The organism is Acinetobacter vivianii (genome assembly GCF_014635885.1).
Classification (GTDB): Bacteria; Pseudomonadota; Gammaproteobacteria; order Pseudomonadales; family Moraxellaceae; genus Acinetobacter; species Acinetobacter vivianii.
This window is the reverse complement of record NZ_BMDR01000001.1, coordinates 252076-273798: the sequence shown is the minus strand read 5'-3', so window position 1 is coordinate 273798 and position 21723 is coordinate 252076. Positions and strand designations below refer to the sequence as shown.

At 42.0% G+C, this 21723-nt stretch carries 16 protein-coding genes; 9 read left to right on the top strand and 7 right to left on the bottom strand.

Annotated elements, in window-relative coordinates:
• Positions 1-4: 4 nt before the first annotated feature.
• The 5 genes from IEV36_RS01285 to IEV36_RS01265 are packed head-to-tail and all read right to left on the bottom strand — an operon-like array spanning position 5 to position 8454.
• On the bottom strand, positions 5-1921 hold the full coding sequence (locus IEV36_RS01285; protein WP_005257394.1) for an IucA/IucC family protein: 1917 nt from the start codon (positions 1919-1921) through the stop codon (positions 5-7).
• A gap of 8 nt (positions 1922-1929) precedes the next feature.
• Positions 1930-3771 (bottom strand): IucA/IucC family protein, encoded by a 1842-nt coding sequence (locus tag IEV36_RS01280; protein WP_005257393.1) that lies wholly within the window; start codon positions 3769-3771, stop codon positions 1930-1932.
• A gap of 10 nt (positions 3772-3781) precedes the next feature.
• Entirely contained in the window at positions 3782-5221 is a 1440-nt protein-coding gene (locus IEV36_RS01275) for a DHA2 family efflux MFS transporter permease subunit (protein WP_005257392.1), read from the bottom strand.
• A gap of 22 nt (positions 5222-5243) precedes the next feature.
• Complete coding sequence (locus tag IEV36_RS01270) at positions 5244-6677, bottom strand: lysine N(6)-hydroxylase/L-ornithine N(5)-oxygenase family protein (protein WP_005257388.1); 1434 nt, start codon at positions 6675-6677, stop codon at positions 5244-5246.
• Positions 6670-8454, bottom strand: coding sequence for an IucA/IucC family protein (locus tag IEV36_RS01265; protein ID WP_005257379.1), 1785 nt, complete (start codon positions 8452-8454; stop codon positions 6670-6672). The genes IEV36_RS01270 and IEV36_RS01265 overlap by 8 nt, the downstream gene beginning before the upstream one ends.
• Before the next feature lie 519 nt (positions 8455-8973).
• Between IEV36_RS01265 and IEV36_RS01260 the strand changes: the two genes are divergently transcribed.
• Positions 8974-11202: a TonB-dependent receptor gene (locus tag IEV36_RS01260; RefSeq protein WP_005257377.1), complete on the top strand. Its 2229-nt coding sequence runs from the start codon at positions 8974-8976 to the stop codon at positions 11200-11202.
• A 113-nt stretch (positions 11203-11315) separates the two neighbouring features.
• Here the strand turns inward: IEV36_RS01260 and ybaK are convergent, their stop codons facing one another.
• Positions 11316-11783 (bottom strand): Cys-tRNA(Pro) deacylase, encoded by a 468-nt coding sequence (ybaK, locus tag IEV36_RS01255; RefSeq protein WP_005257375.1) that lies wholly within the window; start codon positions 11781-11783, stop codon positions 11316-11318.
• A 166-nt stretch (positions 11784-11949) separates the two neighbouring features.
• Between ybaK and IEV36_RS01250 the strand changes: the two genes are divergently transcribed.
• Positions 11950-12255, top strand: a complete 306-nt coding sequence (locus IEV36_RS01250; protein ID WP_004772047.1) for a hypothetical protein — start codon at positions 11950-11952, stop codon at positions 12253-12255.
• A gap of 194 nt (positions 12256-12449) precedes the next feature.
• A complete protein-coding gene (locus IEV36_RS01245; protein ID WP_005257374.1) occupies positions 12450-13823 on the top strand; it encodes an ABC1 kinase family protein in 1374 nt (457 codons plus the stop codon).
• Positions 13824-13909: 86 nt separating this feature from the next.
• Here IEV36_RS01245 and pobA read toward each other — a convergent pair whose 3' ends face one another.
• On the bottom strand, positions 13910-15118 hold the full coding sequence (pobA, locus tag IEV36_RS01240) for a 4-hydroxybenzoate 3-monooxygenase (RefSeq protein WP_005257371.1): 1209 nt from the start codon (positions 15116-15118) through the stop codon (positions 13910-13912).
• Between the two features lie 142 nt (positions 15119-15260).
• Here pobA and pobR point away from each other — a divergent pair, with 142 nt between their 5' ends.
• The 6 genes from pobR (at position 15261) to IEV36_RS01210 (ending at position 21655) form a co-directional block, all read left to right on the top strand.
• A complete protein-coding gene (gene pobR / locus IEV36_RS01235) occupies positions 15261-16076 on the top strand; it encodes an IclR family transcriptional regulator PobR (protein WP_004772043.1) in 816 nt (271 codons plus the stop codon).
• Between the two features lie 315 nt (positions 16077-16391).
• The gene (locus tag IEV36_RS01230; RefSeq protein WP_005257369.1) at positions 16392-17822 is read left to right on the top strand and encodes a gamma-aminobutyraldehyde dehydrogenase; all 1431 of its coding nucleotides are present in this window, start codon (positions 16392-16394) and stop codon (positions 17820-17822) included.
• A gap of 27 nt (positions 17823-17849) precedes the next feature.
• Entirely contained in the window at positions 17850-18620 is a 771-nt protein-coding gene (locus IEV36_RS01225; protein ID WP_005257367.1) for a nuclear transport factor 2 family protein, read from the top strand.
• Between the two features lie 56 nt (positions 18621-18676).
• A complete protein-coding gene (locus IEV36_RS01220; protein ID WP_005257366.1) occupies positions 18677-19396 on the top strand; it encodes a FadR/GntR family transcriptional regulator in 720 nt (239 codons plus the stop codon).
• Positions 19397-19464: 68 nt separating this feature from the next.
• A complete protein-coding gene (locus IEV36_RS01215) occupies positions 19465-20172 on the top strand; it encodes a PDC sensor domain-containing protein (protein ID WP_005257365.1) in 708 nt (235 codons plus the stop codon).
• Positions 20173-20323: 151 nt separating this feature from the next.
• Positions 20324-21655: an APC family permease gene (locus IEV36_RS01210; protein ID WP_005257364.1), complete on the top strand. Its 1332-nt coding sequence runs from the start codon at positions 20324-20326 to the stop codon at positions 21653-21655.
• Positions 21656-21723 lie beyond the last annotated feature (68 nt).

Genomic DNA, 21723 nt, shown 5'->3' with positions numbered 1-21723 from the left:
CAATTTACGCGGATTGAGCTAAAACATGCCAAAGTGGATTTCGGGTTTCCCCGATTCCTGATGGCATGCTACCAATACGGGTATCCTGTTCAAGCAAAGGCCGAATCAACTGTTTATAAGGCCAGTTGGGTGACTCAAACAGTAAGGCCTGCAACTGACTATGAATCTCAGGCTGGAAGTCCAGTTTTTCCAGAACTTGTTGCAATTGTTCAGCCAGTACTTGCCACAGTTGATCTGCTGGTATCTGATAATACTTTGCCAGCGTCTCGACAATACAACCTAAATTGACCTGAATTCCTAGCGTCTGGATATAAAACAGCAAGGCCTCGGCTGAATCATGATAAAGCGTATTTCTGAAATCATGCGGGCTTAAATAATCTGGATCATCCAGACCATTTTGCAGCACCCACGGCAGATAAATACGCAGTGAATCATGATCTCTAAACATCAGGCCATCAAATTGACCATTCTTAAGTACCAGACATAGATTTTGTCCATGAATTTCTCCCATCAGCCCCAAGCGGAACAGACGTAAATTCACCTCAAAGAAGCATGCACATAATTTGGCAAACTGCTCCAAAACCTGTGCAGCATCATTCTGTAGCTGTTGAAGCTGTAAAATATAGTCAAAAACCGCAGGTTGACCTGAAATGGTATGTCCCAGACTGGCCATCGGAATCAGTTGATAAGGCTGCTGCAATAATTCAACTGGAATATGGCGGCGTTGGGCTGCCAGATGGGTTGGCTTCTCTACAAAGAGCCATTCATTGTCCGCACTTCGATCCTGTTGTTTTTCAGGTAAATAAGACCACCATTGCGTTTCCTCACATAACCATAATTTTTGCTGCAAAATCGGATCTTTTTGCTGAGCTTGGCGTAGCAACTTCTGGTTTTTTTCTCCATTGATCATTTTCACGATCGGAAGAAAACGCAATGAACCCAGCGCTTTAATGCCTATCGGCAATTTCAGGCTTTCTTGTGGAATTTCCTTAGACAAAAGACTGCGCATCGAGGCACTGGCATACATGCCTTTTGAAACAAAGTTCAAGGGCTGACAAATTCCCGCCGCGATATCTTCCGCAAAGAATTGCTGAAATAAATGCTGAAATTGCCACGGATGTATAGGCATGGCGATATGCGTTTCACTCAATCCGCGCTGGAACATTTCCTGTTTCAGTTGATAGCGTTCAGCACGATTAATAAAAATCTGGCTAGGTTGTTGGGTAAAAATATCCTCAACACCTGCACCAAACATCATTTTATCTTTATGCACCGCAACCCAGTGAATATTCAGTTCTTGGGCAAATTCAGGACAATATTGCAAATATTCCTGCTGACTCAATCCTTCCTTTAACTTGGATAACGGATGATAAGGACGATCTCGATAACCCGCATATTGCTCTAAAATACGGAATACCTGTACTGAGCTTTGATGAATCAGATCATGAGCATTGACTTGATGCTGTTGTAGCAGACGATATTGCTGCAAACATTTCTGGATTTGCGCTGAAAAAATTTGAAGTTTGTCGGTCTGACAGTGTTGAAACAACCCGATCTGTTGCAGACATTCAAACAGTTCAAATAATTCAATCGAGTGGACTTGAGTTTGCTGATTGCCTGTTTCAACTCGCAAAATTTCCGACTCGGCCGCAAAAGACCACGGTTGTGTAATGCCTTGCTGTACTGGAAAAATAACAACATATTGTGAATGTTGCTCAGGCAACAGTACAAAGTACTGCTGCTCAAGCGTGTTGTTAAATTGCTGTTTCAAGTCAAAACCGAATCCATCCAGCTTGGCCTGTGCTGTTGAAGAATTCACAACAGAGTGCTCAGGAATCAGTGCCTCAACCAGTAAGGCATTGACAAAGTCTTGTAAAATGGTTCTGTCCGTCAGTTGATAGACAGGTTGAAGTGCATTCATAAATAATCTCACTTCCCCTGCGCTTTAAACGGCGCCAATGGGTTATCAACAAACTTGATCTGAATACGACCATCACCAAACAAACGACGTTTGGTTAATGACTCAATACGCAACTTTTCCGCAAAGACATCAAAAATTTGATAGCGCTGATGATGTTCAGGATGTTGTTGTTGATATTCCTGAATGACTTCTGCGGCCCATTGCCAGAAATCTTGTTCTGCAACTGAATAAGTCTGATTAAGGAAAATGGCAATATCAGTCAAAGCCACAAAGAACAGGCAGGCACAGCTAAAGTCTCGAATCCCATCCAGATCATCAGTCAAGATAAAGGACATGCTATTGGTTTTAGCATGTTCAGGCGGCAACTGATCCAGTTCAGGCGCCAGCTCTGGATGAGCCAGATGTGCTGGACTGTAACGTACGCCGTCATGGAAATCTTTAAGCAATACACGGGTTGGCCAACCTTGTTGATGCACCAGAATAATATTCTGCCCATGCGATTCAGTCGCGATCCCTTCGGCAAACAGCAAATGAATCAATGGTGTAATGACCACTTTCAACAATTGACGTGTCCATTGCTCAACTCCATAGTGTTGTAACCACGGTGCAATCAGGGCTTGACCATCTTTTTGAATATGACTCACCCCATTCAGTGGAATCGCATCTTCACCTTCACGTAAATATTGATGGACACTTTCACGCCATAAGCATCCGATCGTGCCATAGGCCTGTTGCGCATGCGAAGCAGGTAAACGGGTAAAATCAACGCTCAAACCATAGACTTCACGCAACACCGCAAAATCGAGCTGTTGGGCAGTTTCACTTTGATCAATCAGGCGTTGCAACCAGTCGGTAATAATCGGCCCGTTCATGACCGTATGTTTTGCCAGTACTCGAGAACTAGAAGTATTGGTCAAACTCATTGAAAGCTTGATATAAGGTTTTTCTGGATGCTGTAAATTGGTGACTGTACGCAAAGACTGCTGTGCCAGATAACGGTCTTGGCTATGACCTAAATAAATAATGTCCTGATCTGCAATTTCTTCTGCAAAAATCGAAATCAAGTGGTTTTCCCATTGCCAAGGATGGACGGGAATCCAGACATATTCAGCGGCGTTTTGAGTTTGCTTGTCCAGTTGTTGCTGAAACTGGATTAAATCCTGTGCATTGAGTTGTTCTTTAAAAAATGCTTCTGTTTCAATGTGACTCGAATGGTTTTCTGCAACAAGCTTCTGATGTACAGCCAACCAGACCAAAGCCATCGGCTGGGCAAACTCCACCCCATAACGGACATTGTCTTGCAGACTAAAGCCAACACGCGATTTATAACAAGGATGATATGGATGCCCATCCATCAAATAAGATTCCAGAATATCGTATGGATATTGAATTGCAGGCAAGGCGTAGTTTTCAAAACAAACTTGTGATTGCAGGTCGTGAATATAAGTCCGCTTTAATTCAAAAATAAAATCTTCCACTTTGGCCGCGTCGGCAATCGAGCGCAGGATTTCATCAATAACCTGATTCAGACGAGCCGGTTGCAGATTACCTTCAGCATCCTGACGTAGCACATCCTGATTACGTGCCAGACGCACCAACTTATAACTGTATTGGCGTTGCCCTTTGGCAATATACTGAACCGCTTGCTGTTGGCGATCCTGCACCTGAACAATAAAATTTTCACCATCATGATCAGCCGCAATAATTTCTTCAAAAATCAGGGCTTGTAATAATTGCTTGATGACACGTTGTTCAACGTGTTTGGCCTGCTCAGACTGTGGTTGTTGCCAGGCTTGAAAAGTATTTTGAATCACATGTGTATTTGCTAAAACTGGATGTAATTGTCCCATGTTGCTCTTCCTAATTATTTAATTCATTCGTTTTGTGTTGATCTGGAAAGCGCCACGCATAAGGCAAAGCGCACAAGATAAGAGCTGTACAAAAAATAAAGATTTCCTGAATGCCTTTAAATGAATCCAGTGTTGTATGAGGATTGGTCTGAAAAAGATCCTGACGTAATTGCAGATATAGCGCAGCAAGCACCACGGCAACTGCGGCAAACAGCCGACGAAACAGATTGTTCAATGCAGCCGCCTGAGTGACCAAATGTTGTTGTTGCTGACGTAAGCTGTTAAGCCCTGCTGTGGTCGATGGCATATAGGACAATCCCATGCCCAGACCATGCAACATCATGCAGAAGATGATGAACCAGACATTTTTCACAGGCGCCCATGCCAGCAAAGCAAAAGACAATGCAGTAATCAGTAACCCTAGACTCATAATTTTTGCGGCGCCGTAACGATCAAGATATCTGCCGGCAGGTTGACTGCATAAACCAGTGACTAAGGCACTGCTCATCAAAGCAAAACCCGTCCAGAGTGGGCTGAGATGCAAACTATGTTGAATCCACAACGGCACCAGCAACATGCCAATAAATAAGCCTACCGTTTGTGCCACACAGATCATCAAACTGAATCGAAAACCTTTTGCAGCAAACAAGGCTGGCTCAATCAATGGGCTGGTCTGATTTTTTTGTCTTCTGGCAAACTGCCAGAATGTGAAAGCACTTAATGTAAGCAATAGCCAATAGACAGGCTGTGCGATATCTTCAAGTTGATGAATCTGACTCAAGGTGCCTAATAGCAAAATAATGCTCAGGCTTAGGCAACTAAAACCGATCCAGTCAAAGGATTGATTACTATCGCCTTGTTCTTTAGGCAGATAGAGATATCCCAACACCAGAGCGATACAGGCAATTGGCAAGTTAATGAAGAATAAAGCCTGCCAATCAAGCCACACCAAGACCAGCGCACCTAACATCGGCCCAACAGCCAAAGTCAGCATAATCATCGCGCCCCACAAACCTGTGGTACTGCCCCGTTGTTCGCTCGGCGTGACTGAAAAAATCAGACCGAGTGATAATGGAATCATCAAGCCACTACAAAAACCTTGCAAGGCTCTTGCAATCAGGACGGATTCAAACTGATTGAATAAACCACCCACTGTCGAAGCCAAAGCAAAACACAATAATGCGGTTAAATAAGTTTGTCGTTTGCCAAAACGCTGGCTGAAATAACCTGCCAATGGCAAGCTGATACTCATTGCCAGTAAAAACGCGACCACCACCCAACTTGCCCATATTTCACCAATCTGGAAATATTGCATCAGCTGGGGGATGGCAGGATTAAAACTACTGTTGTTTAAACTTACGGTTCCTGTACCTAACATGACCGTGAGTAAAACATAACGCTGCAAACCGACTTGTGCCGCTTGATTGATGGGTACAGAAGACCGTTCCATACGTGCGATTCCTCTGTTGACCTTAGTCAATGTGCTCTGACAACTTTACTTGTGCATAAAAAGCGGGAGAAGTATGCCGAACCTGTCCAGATTTATGCGTCACACGGGATAATCCTGAATCAGCCAGTTGCACATGGTTTCGCGCAGGTTGTTTTGACGATACAGAGGGTGCCACGCCAAATTGTTGATAGGACTGGGCCTGATCCAGCTTAAACAGTTCTTTGCCTAATAACTGATTGGCAATGGTGGCTGCCCGATGAGCGCCTAACCCCAGATCTGGCGTGCCAACACCATGATGGAAAACTTCCATATTTTGCAGGAAAATTCGCCCATCGCCTTGATAGTTCACTTCAAAATCTGCACTCACTTGCCAGCGTTGTGTCTGATCAAGCGGAATCAAAGTTTGCAGATTTTCCAAGAAAGCGGGTTTTGGATAACGATAGCCAGTAGCCGCAATTACACTATCTGCATCCAGCACATAACGTTCACCTTGCTGCTGGTGCTCGAAACGCAAACGAATTTTCTGATTTTCCAGCACTTCGGCATGCTGTAATTGATGATGGCCTGCGAGTGTGACCTCGGTGTTATGTCCAGCGATACTACGGTGATACAGTCGCTCGTAAATATCACGAATGGTCTTGCTACTGATTCCCTTATAGAGATTGGCCTGTTGGGCTGGTAATTCAGCCTTTAATCCAGCTGGCAAATGATAGAAATACTGCATATAGTCAGGACTGAAATGTTCTAGTCCCAACGGTGTATTCTCCATCGGGAAAAAACCCGCAGAGCGTGTCAGCCAATGCAAATGAAAATCAGGCGTTGTTTTTCCTTGCGTATATTGACGGTCAAATAAATCGATAAAAATTTCCGCGGCTGATTGGCCTGAACCAATCAACACTACATTCCCTGTTAACTGCGCAGGACATTGCTTTAAATATTCAGCCGAATGTAAGCATTGCTTTGTTTTCGGATATGCCTGCTGCAAACTTTCAGGTAAATGCGGAACTGTACCAATCCCCAAGACCAGCTGACGCGTTTGATAGTGCTGCTTCGCACCATTTTCTAGAACTTCAACCTCAAAACCGCCTTTAATCGGCTGAACATCCAGAACTCGGCTATTGAATTGAATATGCTCTAACTGCTGCACCACCCACTGACAATAGTGGTTATATTCCTGACGTGGAATATATAAATTTTCACGGAAGTAAAACTTATATAAACGCTGCTGATGCTTTAAATAATTGAGAAAGCTATAAGGACTAGTCGGCTCAACCAGACTGACCAGATCCGCCATAAACGGAACTTGCAGCAAGGCATTGGGCAATTGCATGCCCGCATGCCAGTCAAAACCATCTTTTTGTTCAAAGAACTGATAGTTAAGATCACTTTTATTTTGCAGCAAACTGGCTAGACTTAAATTAAAAGGCCCTAACCCAATGCCAATAAAATCAAGCATAGCTCACATCCTTCTGTTCAATAAACAGAGGATTTTGCAATTGCACATAGACCGACTGATGCTCAACTGGAGCAATCAATTCATCCAGCTCATGCAAGCGTGTCAGCAAGTTACCTTTATATGGCAAGGTTTCGTTAAACAATAAACCCTGTAACAAGGTACTGTCAGGATACTGCTGCAATAAATCCTGCAAGAAGACTTTTAAATGCTCAAGCAGAACATCTTCACTCATGTAGCCCGTTGCACCAATCGCATTGATAATGCCGAACAAGGTATTTCCAAAGAAATAATAACTGAAACGTTCATCAACGAAGTCTTTCGGCCCGACTGCAAATGCCTTTTCTTTCAGCTCAGGTAAAGCCTTTAAAATCTCAGTGGCAAATTCTTCAATATAGTAGAAGCCTTGATTGTCACGTAGCCACAAGGTCTTTGGAAAATGATTATCCATTTCCAGCAACACATTTTGCTGATGAGATTCGAATGCCATCCCATAACGATGATAGAGATACATTAATGGTTGCAGACTCACTTCAAGGAAGCGGTTAAACCAGTCCAGTGCAATCTCGGAATGATCCATTTCAGGATGTGCTTTGGCAATTTTTGCGAAAAGCGCATTAAAACGATTTAAATCCTTGCTTGGATGATCCTGACATAATGAGGCAATACAAGTGACTTGCTGTTGTGGACTAAAGGGTTGATCACGGAAAATACAGATACTTTCATTGACCACTTCACCATCAATTTGCAAAGCCATCCATGCAGGATCATTAACGGCTTTTAAACTTGGACAATGTTTTAAAATATTCTGACCAAATTCACTGTGCCACAAACGATGGGTCAGTTCACCACGATGACACTCTTTCGCCAGATTGACACGAATTGAATTGGTAATCATCACAGAAAGTGAGGGTTTTACCATCCACGGCGCATTAAAACTTGCCAGCGTACGAATCGAAGTCGTCGGTGAAAATTGCCAGCCACGTAAGCCCAGATCAATCAGTTGTCCAGTTTGTTTTAAACGCTCAAACCACGGCTTGCTTTGTAAATAACGTGCCTGCCAAGGATGTAAAGGCAGCAATTTATACTCGCTATGCGTGTTGAGCAGCTTGAGATCATTTTCAGATAAATACCATTGCAATGCGCTTTTAAGCTGGGCTGAAATCGCTTCATCGGTCGCACTGCCCTCAGCAATATAATCCTGATGCACAAACCAGTAATGTAGTTGAGTCTGGCCTTTATGTTCAGGAGAAAACTTGAGCCAGTCCTCATGCACAAAACCTGTTCTACTCTTTGGTGCAGGGTGCATACTGTGCCCGAGCACCAAAGCCTGTTCAGATTCAATAAAATTCTGACCTGCTTTGACCAGATCATCAAAATCATGTTCACGTTGTACTAAAAACTGCTGTAAAGCATCACGGCTTTGAATCCATTTTTCGACCAAAGAAGCAGCATCTAAAGGAATATCAGATTCAAAAACCAGTTCTTCCAGCAAAAGACCAACGATTGCAACGGGACTGAATGTTCTTACTTGTCCTTGAATAATAATTTGCGGCAGGTCGGCTAAGCGATGTCGCCCGACTCGGCTGACGTACACTAACGGGAAATAGCACTGTGCTTGAATGGAATGGATCGGAATGGTTAACAGCGTCAAACCTTGGCTAAACGCGTGTTGTTGTGGACTTTGCTGATTTTTATTAAGCAAGTGACCTTTGCCTGTTTCTTGCGTATAGGCGTTGACGAAGTGTTGTATCGCCAACCGATTGGCAAGTGATTGCATCCGATTATATCCTCTATTCAGAGATCTGATTTATTTTTCGAAATGTTTTAGGCCATAAACATATCCTAAGCGGAACTACGTTACGTTTAAGACGAAGCTAATGATAATTATTATCATTTATATTTTCAATTCAGCACTGCCCGCAAAAATTACAATCTAATCGATTGAATTAACTTACTTTAGAGATGCTTTAAGCAAAATGAGATACAAAAAGATAATAATAGTTCTTATTTGATAAAATGATAATTTACTCATCGGCAATAGTTTTTTGTGATTTTAAAATCCTATAAATAACAGTGCACTAAAACAAAAACAGCCCAAAATGATGACTTTAATTGCACAAAACATCAAAAAATAGCTCAGTTATGCCTTTCTAGAATGCTTCATCTGACTTATTGCCCTTCTCTTGCATCACTTTATAAAAATGATCACTTTTCGCCGTTGCACTGTTCCCTATTTTCTCCACTATAATGCCGAAAATTTAAAAATCATTCTCAGGGTGAGATCACAGGAACAATGATGAAAAGCAATAAAAGACGGCATCACACATCAGATACAAAAAATATTATTCCACTTTTATCCATGAGTGGATTTATTTTATTTTCAAACGCTTCTTTTGCCGCAGCTTCAACCGAAGCAACACTTTCAGACAATAAGACTGAGCAACTACCAACAATTACCATTTCCGCATCACGCTCAGATGAACTCTCCTCTTCTGCCAAGCAGGTTACTCGACTCGATGAACAGCAAATTGAAATTTTGAAAAATGCCTCATCGGGCAACATTGCCACTGTACTCGCCAAAGTCGTGCCTGGCTTATCCGATTCCAGTCGCACCATTACCGATTATGGGCAAACCTTACGCGGCCGTAATGCACTGATTCTGGTCGATGGCGTCCCGATGAATCTCACCCGTGATACTTCAAGAGGGCTTTCTGCAATAGATCCTGAGAGTATCAGCAATATTGAAGTGATACGTGGAAGTAATGCGATCTATGGTAGTGGAGCTGCGGGCGGAACCATTTCTATTACGACAAAAGCGGCAGGCGGTGAACCAAGCGCCAAGACCGTAGTTGGATTACAAAGTTCACTGACCAATCCTCGTTCGGATGCCTTAAGTGGAGACATTCATCAATATTTTTCGGGTAGTTTGAACGATTTCGACTATGCACTGGATTTTGGCTATCAACGCATTGGCAGCCCTTACGATGCGCGAGGCAAACGGGTTGCACCGGAACCAAGTCAGGGTGATCTTTTTGATGCGGATGCCTATAGCATTGGCACTAAACTTGGATATCACATTGATGACAACCAGTACCTGCAACTTGCCGCGAATTATTATAATGCGGAACAAGATTCTGACTATGCTTCTGATCCAAGCGTTGCCCAATTACCGCCAGGAAGTGTCCCTGCGAAGGCAATCAAAGGATTGAAATTAAAAGAACAAAATAAAAATGAAAACCAGATTTATAATCTGACTTATAGTCATAAAGATTTGTTCGGCAATAAGGTAGATGCTCAAATTTATTATCGAGACTTTTTCACCCGCTTTTCGCCATTTGATGCCCGTAAAGTCCCTACCCGAGGTGGACAAGTCGATCAGGTTTATCAAGAAAATAATGTATTGGGCAGCCGCTTGACTGTAAGTACTCCGCTTGAGTTTCTTGGAGATAGCTCTCTCGTGTGGGGTGGCGACTTTAGCCGTGAAAAGAGCGAAATGCCGCTGGATACTTTCGATCAGAATATCTATGACCAATCTGGTGGCCTCGAATTCGTGAAAAATGGAAAGCTGATTTATTTACCTGAGCTCACCACTCAAAGCATGGGCGCATTCGCTCAATTAAAACACCGATTTAACGATCAATGGTCAGCTGAAGTCGGCACGCGCTATGAAGACAGCTATGCAAAAATTGATAGTTTTGTGCCTTTGTCGCAGCTCAAAGAACCTAATCCCTATACCGTTCAGGGCGGTAAAGTAAAGGCTGATGCATGGTTGTACAATGCCAATCTTACTTTCTCACCAAATGACGAACATTCGATTTATGCCTCATTTAATCAAGGTTTCCAGTTACCCGATGTCGGTGTTGTTATTCGTAATGCAGGAAAAGATTTTGACTTAGGTTCTTCATTCTTAGAACCTGTCAAAGTAGATAATTATGAACTCGGCTGGAATGGCCATTTCAATAACTTTAGCTCAAGTTTAGCCGTATTCCATTCCACGTCCGATCTGGGTGGCGTGCAATCCTTTGGCAATGGATTAATTTTGACCCGAACCAAGGAAAAAGTGACCGGTGTAGAAGCTACTCTAGATTATCTTGAAGATGCCAAAGTCTGGGGCGCTGGCGGTAGCGTTAGCTGGATGAAAGGTCGTGAAACCCCACAAAATAGTCATACCGAACAGGATATGACCGGTTTCCGTATCCCGCCGTTAAAAATTACCGCCTACATTTCCTATAGCCCGACCGATACGTGGACCAACCGTATTCAGGCGACATATTTCGGTGCAGAAGATTACCGTCTCAATGGTAACAATGGCTTCGGTCGCTATGATGTCAAATCCTATACCACAGCGGATTTAATCAGCAGTTTTGCCATCAATAAACAGGATACGGTGACGATTGGAATCGAAAATATGTTCAATCGTGAATACTATCCGCTTTATAGCCAGCTGATGCGAAATAGTAATAATACCAGTCACTTACTCGCGAGTGGCGTAACCGCTAAAGTGTCTTATACACATAAATGGTAATTCAGAAGCTCAAATACGATAGATATCTTCTGATATCTATCGTTGTTCCAATCTTTAGCTTTTAATTATCACAGTTGAATTAAGAAGAACTTTAACACTCAATATCAATATTTTTATAAATCAAGTACATCAACAAATTGAGCACCCAATAACTTAGCCAGATCCTGAGGGTTCAATCCAATATCTAGTCCTCTTTTGCCCCCACTGACATAAATTTTGGCAAAATTTTGCGCCGTAGCATCAATCACGGTTTTCAGTCGTTTCTTTTGTCCGAGAGGGCTAATCCCCCCAACCAGATAGCCAGTTAAGCGTTCAGCATCTTTTGGATTGGCCATTTGTAATTTCTTGCAGGCCACTGCTGCGGCAACCTTTTTCAGATTGAGTTGATGATTCACGGGTAAAATTGCAATAAAGTAATTTTTTTCATCTGTGACCATTAAGGTTTTAAATACTTCTTCAACCTTTAGATTTAACTTTTCTGCGGCTTCCAGCCCAAAATTTTTTGCATTGGCATCATGTTCATATTCATGAATTGAAAAAGGTATTTTATTTTTTTCTAACAACTTACAAGCGGGTGTCATATCTATTCAGTATTTTTGCTTTAAGGATAAAGTGAGATAAGTGTAGCACTTTAAAAATGAAAGATTAAATTTGCTTAGGCTATTTTGATCATAAATCTATTCTTGATAAATCATCAAACAACCTCATATATTTGCTAAAGATGAAATGCACAGGCTCAAACAATTCATGAGTTATAAACATAATAATTTGATGGCAATGCGCCAGAATTATTGGGACGATGAAAGCTCTTCTACTGTCCAAGCGGAAAAACAGTTTTTAAAAGACCTCCTCGTTGAAGAAGATGTTTTTAAAGATGCGACTTTAGACGACACCAAGTATTTTTTCTTTACACTGCCCAGTATTATTATCGTGAAAGCTTATGCGCTCGGCTTTCATCATAGTCAGGTCAAGCGCATGTTGATTAAACATATTCATACCCATCGAGCCGCACTCATGAAACGGGCAGCATTAAAAATTCAGTTTAAAATTTAGGACATATGTATACAAAAGCCAAAAGATAGATCTAAATTCTACTTAGGCTATTTGTGGACAATTCCCCTATTGCACAAATTTAGACTGATAATTCAAGAGATTGAACTATTTTAATACGTTCAAAAGCGGTAATATCCGCTACAATTCATCTCTCGGCTTTCAACCCTCCGATTTCAGCATAGGATTTTTCTTTCATGTCAGATCAGAACGATAAGCTTAAGAATCTAAAAACCTCCTCGGTGGATCGTCGCTTATCTATCGCAAAAGCGTCTTTACTTGCTGGAACACGTTGGGCAACTGCAAGTGCAACTTCTCTTTTCTCAAGTGAAGAAGAAAAAGAGAAGAAACGTAAAAAAGCCATGGCTGAACAGGCGCATTATTTAGTTTCTGAAATTGGCAAACTTAAAGGTTCAATCGTCAAAATTGGTCAGATGATGGCTCTATACGGCGAACATTTTTTGCCTGAAGAAATTACACAAGCATTAAATACCCTGAACAATCAAACCGTGGCCCTCGCCTGGCCTGCAATAAAAGCACATTTACAAGATCAGTTAGGTTCAAAACTTGATGATTTAACCATCGATCATGAGCCGATTGGCACAGCTTCACTTGCTCAGGTTCATCGCGCGACCCGTAAATCTGATGGTCAGGAACTGGTACTTAAAATCCAGTACCCGGGTGTGGCCGAAGCGATCGACTCAGACATGAATCTGTTCAAGAATATGCTGAAACTGACTCGGATGGTGCCGCAAACCCGTGAATTTGATCAATGGTTTGACGAAGTTCGTGACATGATGCATCGCGAAGTGGATTATGCAATTGAAGCAGCGACTACACGTCGTTTCGCTGAACGTTTGAAAGATGATCCGCGTTATATCGTCCCTCAGATTGTGGATGAGTTCTGCGCTGAAAAAGTACTGTGTATGACGTTTGAACGTGGCGTCCCTGTGAATAGCCCAGTGATGCTTTCTCTGCCGCAAGAACGCCGCAACCAGTTGGGCGAAGCTTCTTTAGAAATTGCAGTGCGTGAGTTGTTTGAATGGGGCGAAATGCAGACCGATCCAAACTTTGGTAATTATCTGGTTCGTTTGGGTGATGGCAGTGAAGTCAACGATAAAATCGTTTTACTCGACTTCGGTGCAATTCGACAGTTCGATAACAACTTGCTGACAGTCGCACGTAACCTGATTCAAGCTGGCTATGATCATGACAAAACCGCGATGGTCAAAGCCATGAAAGGTTATGAATTCTTTGATGGTATGCCAGAAAGCGTCAAACCGGGTATGGCAGATGTGTTCCTGATTGCAACGGAAGCCTTTAGCTGTCCAGAAAACAATCCAGATATGCCTGCGGGAATTATGGATGATCAAGACCGTTATGACTGGAAAAAAAGCCAGCTCCATAGCCGTGTGATGCAACAGGCTGGACAATCGATGGCTTCCCGTTATTTCTCGGTCCCACCAAAAGAATTTATGTTTATTAGCCGTAAATTTATTGGTGCCTACACCTTTATGACCGTAATTGATGCAAAAACTAATGTCCGCAAAATGATTCGTCAATTTGCTTAATCAATCATTTCCTGTGAAATGAGAAAAAGCCTGTCCATTCATATGCACAGGCTTTTTTAATCTCTATTGATCAAAAAGTTATGCTGTTAAGCACAGGTTTCTGGCATTTTTTTAATTTCATATGGCAGTCCAACATAGTTTTCTGCCAAAGTCGTTCTACCGGCTGTTGAGCCTAAAATATAACTTAATTCTGCCTGCTTAATTTTATGGTCAAACTCGCTTTCCGTTTCGAAACGATGAAGCAAGTGGGTCATCCACCATGAAAAACGTTCAGCTTTCCAGACACGTTGTAAACATTTTTCAGAATATTCCTCAATACCCTGACGCGAACCCTCAGTGTAATACTCGATCAATGCACTCGATAGATAAGCAATATCCGAAGCCGCCAGATTAAGACCTTTCGCACCTGTTGGTGGAACAATATGCGCCGCATCTCCAGCTAAAAACATATTTCCAAAACGCATTGGTTCAGTCACAAAACTACGTAACGGTGCAATACTCTTTTCGATGGATGCACCAGTGACTAAATGTTCACGGCTTTCTGGATCTAGACGACATTTCAATTCTTCCCAGAATCTATCATCTGACCAATCTTCAACATGATCCGTCAATGGCACCTGTAAATAATAACGGCTACGGGTTTCTGAACGCATACTACACAATGCAAAACCACGTTCTGACTGTACATAGATCAACTCATCCGCAACGGGTGGTACATCAGCCAATACGCCTAACCAGCCAAATGGATAGATTTTCTCAAAGGTTTTAATTTTGTCCTCAGGCACACTGGCTCGACAGATACCGTGATAGCCATCGCAACCTGCAATAAAATCACACTGAATTTGAAAGGCTTTGCCCTGATAGTCAAAATGTACTTGCGGTGCGTCATAAAAATCTTTGACCTGTACATTTTCCGCTTCATAGAACGATGTCAATTGTGCAGCTTCACGAGCAGCCATTAAATCTTTGGTGACTTCGGTCTGTCCATATACAGTGACTTGTTTACCGCCTGTGAGTGCAGACAAATCAACACGATGTTTCCGCCCATTGGTTAATATTTCAATCCCTGAATGCGGTAATCCTTTCTCTTTTAAATGTTGATCTACACCAGCCTGTTTGAGTAAATCAACCGATACCTGCTCTAGTATTCCTGCACGGATACGTGAAGCCACATAATCAGCACTGCGTTGCTCAATAATGATGTGTTCAATGCCAGCTTTATATAGCAATTGACCTAGTAATAAACCCGCTGGGCCAGAACCGATAATTGCAACTTGTGTCTTTAAAATATCCATCACGTCATCCTTGTTATATGTCCTGACTTTTAAACTACTGCTTTTAAGTTTTGTATACGATGTATTCAAATCGAAAATAACCGTTTATCATTCCATGTGTCCGAATATCGGACAAAACATGCAAAATAACAAGGAAGGAAGGATGTCCTCTACCGATGCTTTTTTAGAGCACCCAAGTTCACACGAACGTATTCGTCAGGAAGACTATATTGCAGGTTTAGCCAAAGGTCTGGCTCTACTTGAAGCTTTTGGAATTGATCGCCAACGTTTGAACGTTACTCAAGTCGCTGAACGTACTGGCATTAGCCGAACAGCAGCACGTAGACATTTAAAAACTTTAAAATACTTAGGCTATTTGGAAACAGATGAGCATTATTTCTGGCTAACCCATCGAGTGTTACGTCTTTCTAGCTCTTATCTAAGTTCTGCCCATCTACCTAAAATCGCCCAATCTTTTCTGAATCTTTTGTGTGCCCAAACCTCTTTAACCTTTTCTCTGGTGGTCTTGGATGACAATGAAGTAGTCCCGATTGCCCGTAGCTATCTTCCTCAACACGACAATTTGCGGGTCAGTCCTTATGGCATGCATTTAGGTAATCGCCTACCTGCACATGCCACCTCGACAGGAAAGGTTTTATTGGCAGCGCTACCTGAACAGGCTCAACACGATTGGGTCAAAAGTTATGGCTTAAAGCGCTTAACCCCTTTTACAATTATCGATGAAGCTACGTTTATAGACGTGCTAAAAAGCATCTCATTTTCGGACTATTGTCTATCAAAAGAAGAACATGAGCTGGGCGTGATTGCGATTGCAGTTCCTGTGCTGAATGCACAAGGTAAAGCCATTGCGGCGCTTAACTGTATGTCGCAAACCAATCGTGTACAAGAAGATTATTTAGTCCAGCAAATTTTGCCTTTGCTGCGTAATACTGCTAATGAGCTACGCAATGTAATATAAAAATCAAATCCTTAGGCCCCTTCTTTCTTTACTCATAAAAATCCCAATCAAGTTTTTTGGGAATCATCAATCTTGTCTAAATATTACTCATACATCAAATAAAGCCTTTTTAAGCAAAATGGGAAAGCGTCCATTTTTAGTAAAAAAAATCCCCAAGCTAGATTTAAATAAATATCAGCTGCTTAGCATTCTCATTTTTTAAAATCTAAATCTTTGCTCAAATTCCATGCATAAAAAAAATTGACAGAAATTTTAAAACATAATACATATAGTTTTATATGTTATATTTTAAAACCTAGAGACAAGGAACGACAGATGTCTAAAATTCAACTAAAACATTTTATTAACGGCGAATATGTAGTAGCACAAGGAACGGATTATTTCGATCTGGTCAGTCCAGTAACAGGTCAAGTTTATGCTGCATCACCCAATGCAACTGACGCAGAAGTAGATGCCGCTTATGCAGCAGCAAAACAGGCTTTTAAAATCTGGGGTCGCAGTACTCCCGCTGTTCGTCAAAAGGCTTTACTTGATTTAGCAGATACAGTGGAAGCAAATGCAGAACGTTTAATCGAAGCACAAAGTCGTAATACGGGACAATTGAAGCATTTGATTGCCTCTGAAGAAGTGGCAATTTGTGCAAATCAAATTCGTTTCTTTGCGGGTGCGGCTCGCCTACTCAATGGTTCAGCAACAGGTGAATATTTAGAAGGTTTGACCTCAAGTATCCGTCGTGAACCTGTCGGTGTGGTTGGTCAGGTAACACCTTGGAATTATCCATTAATGATGGCGGTCTGGAAAATCGCGCCTGCTTTGGCAGCTGGTAATACTGTGGTTTTGAAACCAAGCGATACTACACCTGAAAGTACCCTGCTTCTGGCAGAAATTGCAGCACCATTTTTCCCTAAAGGCGCATTCAATGTACTCTTAGGTCAAGCCAATGTTGGCTCTAAAGTGGTTTCACACAAAACCCCTGCACTCGTTTCAATTACAGGTTCGGTACGCGCTGGTTTACAAGTCGCCGCTTCTGCCGCTGCCAACTTAGCCAAAGCACATCTTGAACTGGGCGGGAAAGCGCCAGTCGTTGTATTTGCCGATGCAGATATTGATAAAGCAGTAGAAATGATTGCCATGACAGGTTTCTTTAATGCGGGTCAAGACTGCACCGCAGCGACGCGTGTGATCGTGGAAGAGTCTGTGCATGATGAGTTTTTAGCAAAACTGGTGGAAGCAGCAAAAAATACACGTTTTGGTGAGCCTGATGACCAAGATGCACTTTATGGCCCATTAAATAACGCCAATCAACTTAAAAATGTGCAGTCGTTTATTGAAAACCTACCAGCACACGCAAAAGTCGAAACTGGCGGTAAACATGCCAATCGTCCAGGTTTCTATTTCGAAGCCACCGTGATTAGCGGTTTACAACAACACGATGAAGCCATTCAAAATGAAATCTTTGGCCCTGTCATCACGGTTCAAAAATTTAAAGATGAAGCGGATGCCATTGAAAAAGCCAATGATATTGACTATGGCCTTGCTTCAAGTGTCTGGACCACCAACCATGCCCGCGCAACCCGTCTATCACGCGAGTTAGATTTTGGTACAGTCTGGATCAATACTCATATTCCATTAACGGCTGAAATGCCACACGGTGGTTTCAAGAAATCTGGCTATGGCAAAGACTTATCAGGTTATGGGTTTGAAGAATACACGCGTATCAAACATGTTATGAGTTCAAATGACTAAGGCACAAGATACAGATAGGAGCATAGAATGGATATTCAGGAAGCCAAACGCTTTGTTAGTCAGGCTCATCATGTCTTGTTTAATTTACATGATCCTCGTGCTTTAGACCGTTATTTTTCTAAAGACTTTATCGAGCATTCACCACTGGTTGCAGATGGTCTTTCCGGTCTTCGTCAGCTGATTCAGGATTGTCCAGACATTCGCCATGAACCGATTCGTGTACTGGGTGATGGTGATTTAGTGGCAATTCACGGTCGTTTTCATGGTTTAGATGAAACGCCTTTGGTCGGTTTTGATATTTACCGCATTAAAGATGGCAAGATCGTTGAGCATTGGGATGGTTTGGTGCCTGAAGCACAACCGAATATCAGTGGACGTACCCAACTGGATGGCCCGACCCAGATTGATAACTATGCCGATCGAGAAGCAAACTGTAAAATCATCCGAGATTTTTTTCAAAAGGCCTTAATTGATGGGGACTATGAAGCGTTCAGAACCTATACGGACGGCGATCATTTCCTGCAACATAGTCCTGATATTGGTGACGGGGTAAATTCCGTCATTGATTTCCTGAACAAAATCCGTAATCAAGGTGAAGGTTTGGTATACTCCAAAACGCACCGAAGCATTGCCGATGGTCAGTTTGTGCTGACCCATTCAGAAGGAAGTATTGCTGGAAACAGACATGCCTATTTTGAATTGTGGCGTCTCGAAAATGGCAAAATTGCGGAACTTTGGGATGCAATCCCTGCTGTTCCAGAAGATGAAAAGGCAATACACAGCTTTGGCGTGTTTTAATCCATGATCCGTATCATTAAGTGAAGTCATTCAGCTTCGCTTTTAGAGAACTAGCTATGTCAGCATATACGATAATCTTTGCACCGATCACACAATCGACCCGTTCTGAACAGGTGGTTGAACGTTTGGAGAATGCGATTATCTCAGGACTGCTCAAAAGTCAGGAACAGCTTCCGAATGAAGCTGACCTAGCTCGTTTAATGGGTGTTTCACCTATCACGGTGCGTGAAGCGCTCACAACCTTGCGGGTGAAAGGCTTAATTGATACACGACGTGGCCGAAATGGCGGAAGTTTTGTGTGTGAATTACCTGCAGATTTACGCCTAAGCCTGCATCCTTTACGTCAGGCATCCAGTGAATATCTGGCTGATCTTGGTGAGCTTCATAGTGCAATTTTAAGTCATAGTGCTTATTTGGCCTCACAAAGAACCACCGATGATGAGCTAGGTAAAATCAAGGAAATGGTTGAACAATTTCATCAGGCCAGCGAAGCCGACATACGAGCGCAACTGGATTTACGCTGTCTGCTCACCTTGACCTCATTTGCCCAATCAGCGCGACTGGCCAATCAGGAACTCTCGATACAGGCAGAATGGGCCCCACTTATTGCTGTTTTGTACCAAGATGATGTCTTTCACCAAGCAGTTGTAGATCAATACCATAAAATTTTGTCATCATTTACTCAGGGAAATGAGGATGAAGCAGTTCTCCAGGCGAGAAAAATCATCACTATGCAAACGGATCAAATGCTCCAATACAAGTTATCAATCAATTAAAAACAATAAAAAAAGAGATATCTAAAAAGCATAGATCTCAAAAATATGGAATTTTAGGAGTTATCGGAATGACCCAACAGACACCAATAGAAGAGCTTCAAAAGCTGCTTGAGCAAGTCACTCAAGAGACTTCTACTCTGGCAGAACTTCTTGCCAACAAAGCGAGTCAGATTCTAGCCAAAGATAAAACAGGAAAGCTTAAAGACATCAAACTGTCTACCAGTGAACGTAAACAACTGCAGCAGGAAATCAAGCTTGCTTTGCATCAAAGCCAGTATAGTCAAGGTATGGGTTTTGCCAGCTATAGTCCCGCAACAAGCACCGAGCAGGAATACTGGACACTGGAATGGTGGTATAAAAAAGAAAATCAATTACAGCAAGCACAGCTTGAAAACTACCAGAATGCTCAACGTTTTCTGGATTTCCGTACTTTTGAATGGTTCCAGCAACCTGCGAAAAATAAACAACCCTGTACTTATGGGCCTTATGTCGACTATATCTGCAATGGCGCTTATACCATTACTATGGCCCATCCTGTGATGATACAGGATCAATTCGTTGGTGTTATTGCTATTGATGTACTGGTCTCTGCACTGGAGAAAGTGCTGCTTCCAAAACTCAAAAATATCAAACAAAAAGCCGTCATTACCAATAATATTGCCCGCGTCATCACCTCAAATGACATTAGCATCCGAACTGGAACACTTCTCAAAAACCTGACTCATAAGTCTTTGAATAGCTTACCGAGTCAGTCGCTCCAGTTAGTCATGATTTAGCGTTAATCAGACCTCAATTCAACGTTTAACGCCTACGCTCCTCTAAATCTCTAATTTTTTGGCTTGCAAAAACGAGCCAAGGGATTTTTTTGCCTAAAAATTACATGTGCTTTTCTGGATAGAAAACAACAATAGATCAGGTTGCAACATTATGGAACAACAATCTGCTTCATTTAAAAAACTCTCATTATGGCAAGTGACTGTGATCGGTATTGCTTATATGACCCCGATGACAGTATTTGATACCTTTGGCATTGTGTCAGGCATTACTCATGGGCATGTGCCCTTGGCTTATTTATTAGCTCTCACCACAATGCTGCTGACGGCTTTTAGTTATGCACGATTTAGCAAACATTCTGAAAAAGCAGGTTCTGCCTATACCTACACCGCAGAAAGCATTGGGCCTAAAAGTGGTTTATTTGTGGGCTGGTGTACCTTACTCGACTATTTATTATTGCCTTTAATTAATGTTTTGCTGGCAGCTATTTATTTAACAGCCCTCATTCCCAGTGTTCCGTACTGGTGTTGGGTCATTGTCTCGGCTGGACTGGTCACGTTAGTCAATTGCTTCAGGATTCGTCTACTCGCGAACCTAAGTCTGATTTTTGTGTTTGCACCCATTATCCTGATGATCATTTTTGTGTATCTGGTGATTCAAGGCATTGGAAGCACACAAGGTTATGAATATGTGCTCACTTTAAATCCTTTATGGACAGGCCCACAGGAGTTATTGCCGCTGGTTGCAGGCGCATCAGTACTGTGTTTTTCTTTTCTCGGTTTTGATGCGGTTACCACGCTATCAAATGAAACCAAGAATCCGACCAAAACGATTCCTTATGCGGTTCTCCTGACCACACTTTTTGGTGGCTTGATCTTTTTTACCGCATCGTGGTTCATACAACTGTATTATCCTACCAATGCGCGTTTCCAACATCCGTCAGAAGCATTGCCAGAAATCGTTCTATATGTTGGTGGTGCTTTATTTCAGTCAATTTTCCTGTGCGGACAGATTATGAATACAGTGGCTTCTGGTCTTGCCTCACATGCCAGCGCCTCTCGTTTACTCTACATCATGGGCAAAGATAATATTTTCCCTAAAAAGTATTTTGGCACGCTACATGCCTCACTTGGCACTCCATTTTTTTCGGTGTTATTTGTTGGATTTATTTCTTTAAGTGCCATGTTTTTGAATCTGGCTCAAGTGATTAGCCTGATTAGCTTTGGTGCTCTGGTTGCATTTACCGCTGTTAATTTTTCAGTATTTGTCAGGTTTTATATCAAGGAAAAACAGCGTTCAGGATTTAGAAATAAATTTTTTAACCTTTTCTTACCGCTACTTTCGGTCATTAGTATTGCTTGTCTCTGGATTAATCTTGATTCATCTGCTTTAAAATTTGGCAGTTTCTGGTTAGCAATTGGCGTACTTCTGTTTATTTACAAGGTTCTCAGAAAACAAAAGATTCACTTAACCAATGCATATTGAGCAGGAATTTCAAATACATCTATTTCTATTTCGTTCCAACTCTTTAAATTATATTGATGACTTAAAAA

Coding starts and splice junctions, on each gene's coding strand:
- IEV36_RS01245 (WP_005257374.1), top strand. CDS start 12,450: ATGTCAGATCAGAACGATAAGCTTAAGAATCTAAAAACCTCCTCGGTG.
- ybaK (WP_005257375.1), bottom strand. CDS start 11,783: ATGACACCCGCTTGTAAGTTGTTAGAAAAAAATAAAATACCTTTTTCA.
- IEV36_RS01275 (WP_005257392.1), bottom strand. CDS start 5,221: ATGGAACGGTCTTCTGTACCCATCAATCAAGCGGCACAAGTCGGTTTG.
- IEV36_RS01230 (WP_005257369.1), top strand. CDS start 16,392: ATGTCTAAAATTCAACTAAAACATTTTATTAACGGCGAATATGTAGTA.
- IEV36_RS01260 (WP_005257377.1), top strand. CDS start 8,974: ATGAAAAGCAATAAAAGACGGCATCACACATCAGATACAAAAAATATT.
- IEV36_RS01210 (WP_005257364.1), top strand. CDS start 20,324: ATGGAACAACAATCTGCTTCATTTAAAAAACTCTCATTATGGCAAGTG.
- pobR (WP_004772043.1), top strand. CDS start 15,261: ATGTCCTCTACCGATGCTTTTTTAGAGCACCCAAGTTCACACGAACGT.
- pobA (WP_005257371.1), bottom strand. CDS start 15,118: ATGGATATTTTAAAGACACAAGTTGCAATTATCGGTTCTGGCCCAGCG.
- IEV36_RS01250 (WP_004772047.1), top strand. CDS start 11,950: ATGAGTTATAAACATAATAATTTGATGGCAATGCGCCAGAATTATTGG.
- IEV36_RS01270 (WP_005257388.1), bottom strand. CDS start 6,677: ATGCTTGATTTTATTGGCATTGGGTTAGGGCCTTTTAATTTAAGTCTA.
- IEV36_RS01285 (WP_005257394.1), bottom strand. CDS start 1,921: ATGAATGCACTTCAACCTGTCTATCAACTGACGGACAGAACCATTTTA.
- IEV36_RS01265 (WP_005257379.1), bottom strand. CDS start 8,454: ATGCAATCACTTGCCAATCGGTTGGCGATACAACACTTCGTCAACGCC.
- IEV36_RS01280 (WP_005257393.1), bottom strand. CDS start 3,771: ATGGGACAATTACATCCAGTTTTAGCAAATACACATGTGATTCAAAAT.
- IEV36_RS01220 (WP_005257366.1), top strand. CDS start 18,677: ATGTCAGCATATACGATAATCTTTGCACCGATCACACAATCGACCCGT.
- IEV36_RS01225 (WP_005257367.1), top strand. CDS start 17,850: ATGGATATTCAGGAAGCCAAACGCTTTGTTAGTCAGGCTCATCATGTC.
- IEV36_RS01215 (WP_005257365.1), top strand. CDS start 19,465: ATGACCCAACAGACACCAATAGAAGAGCTTCAAAAGCTGCTTGAGCAA.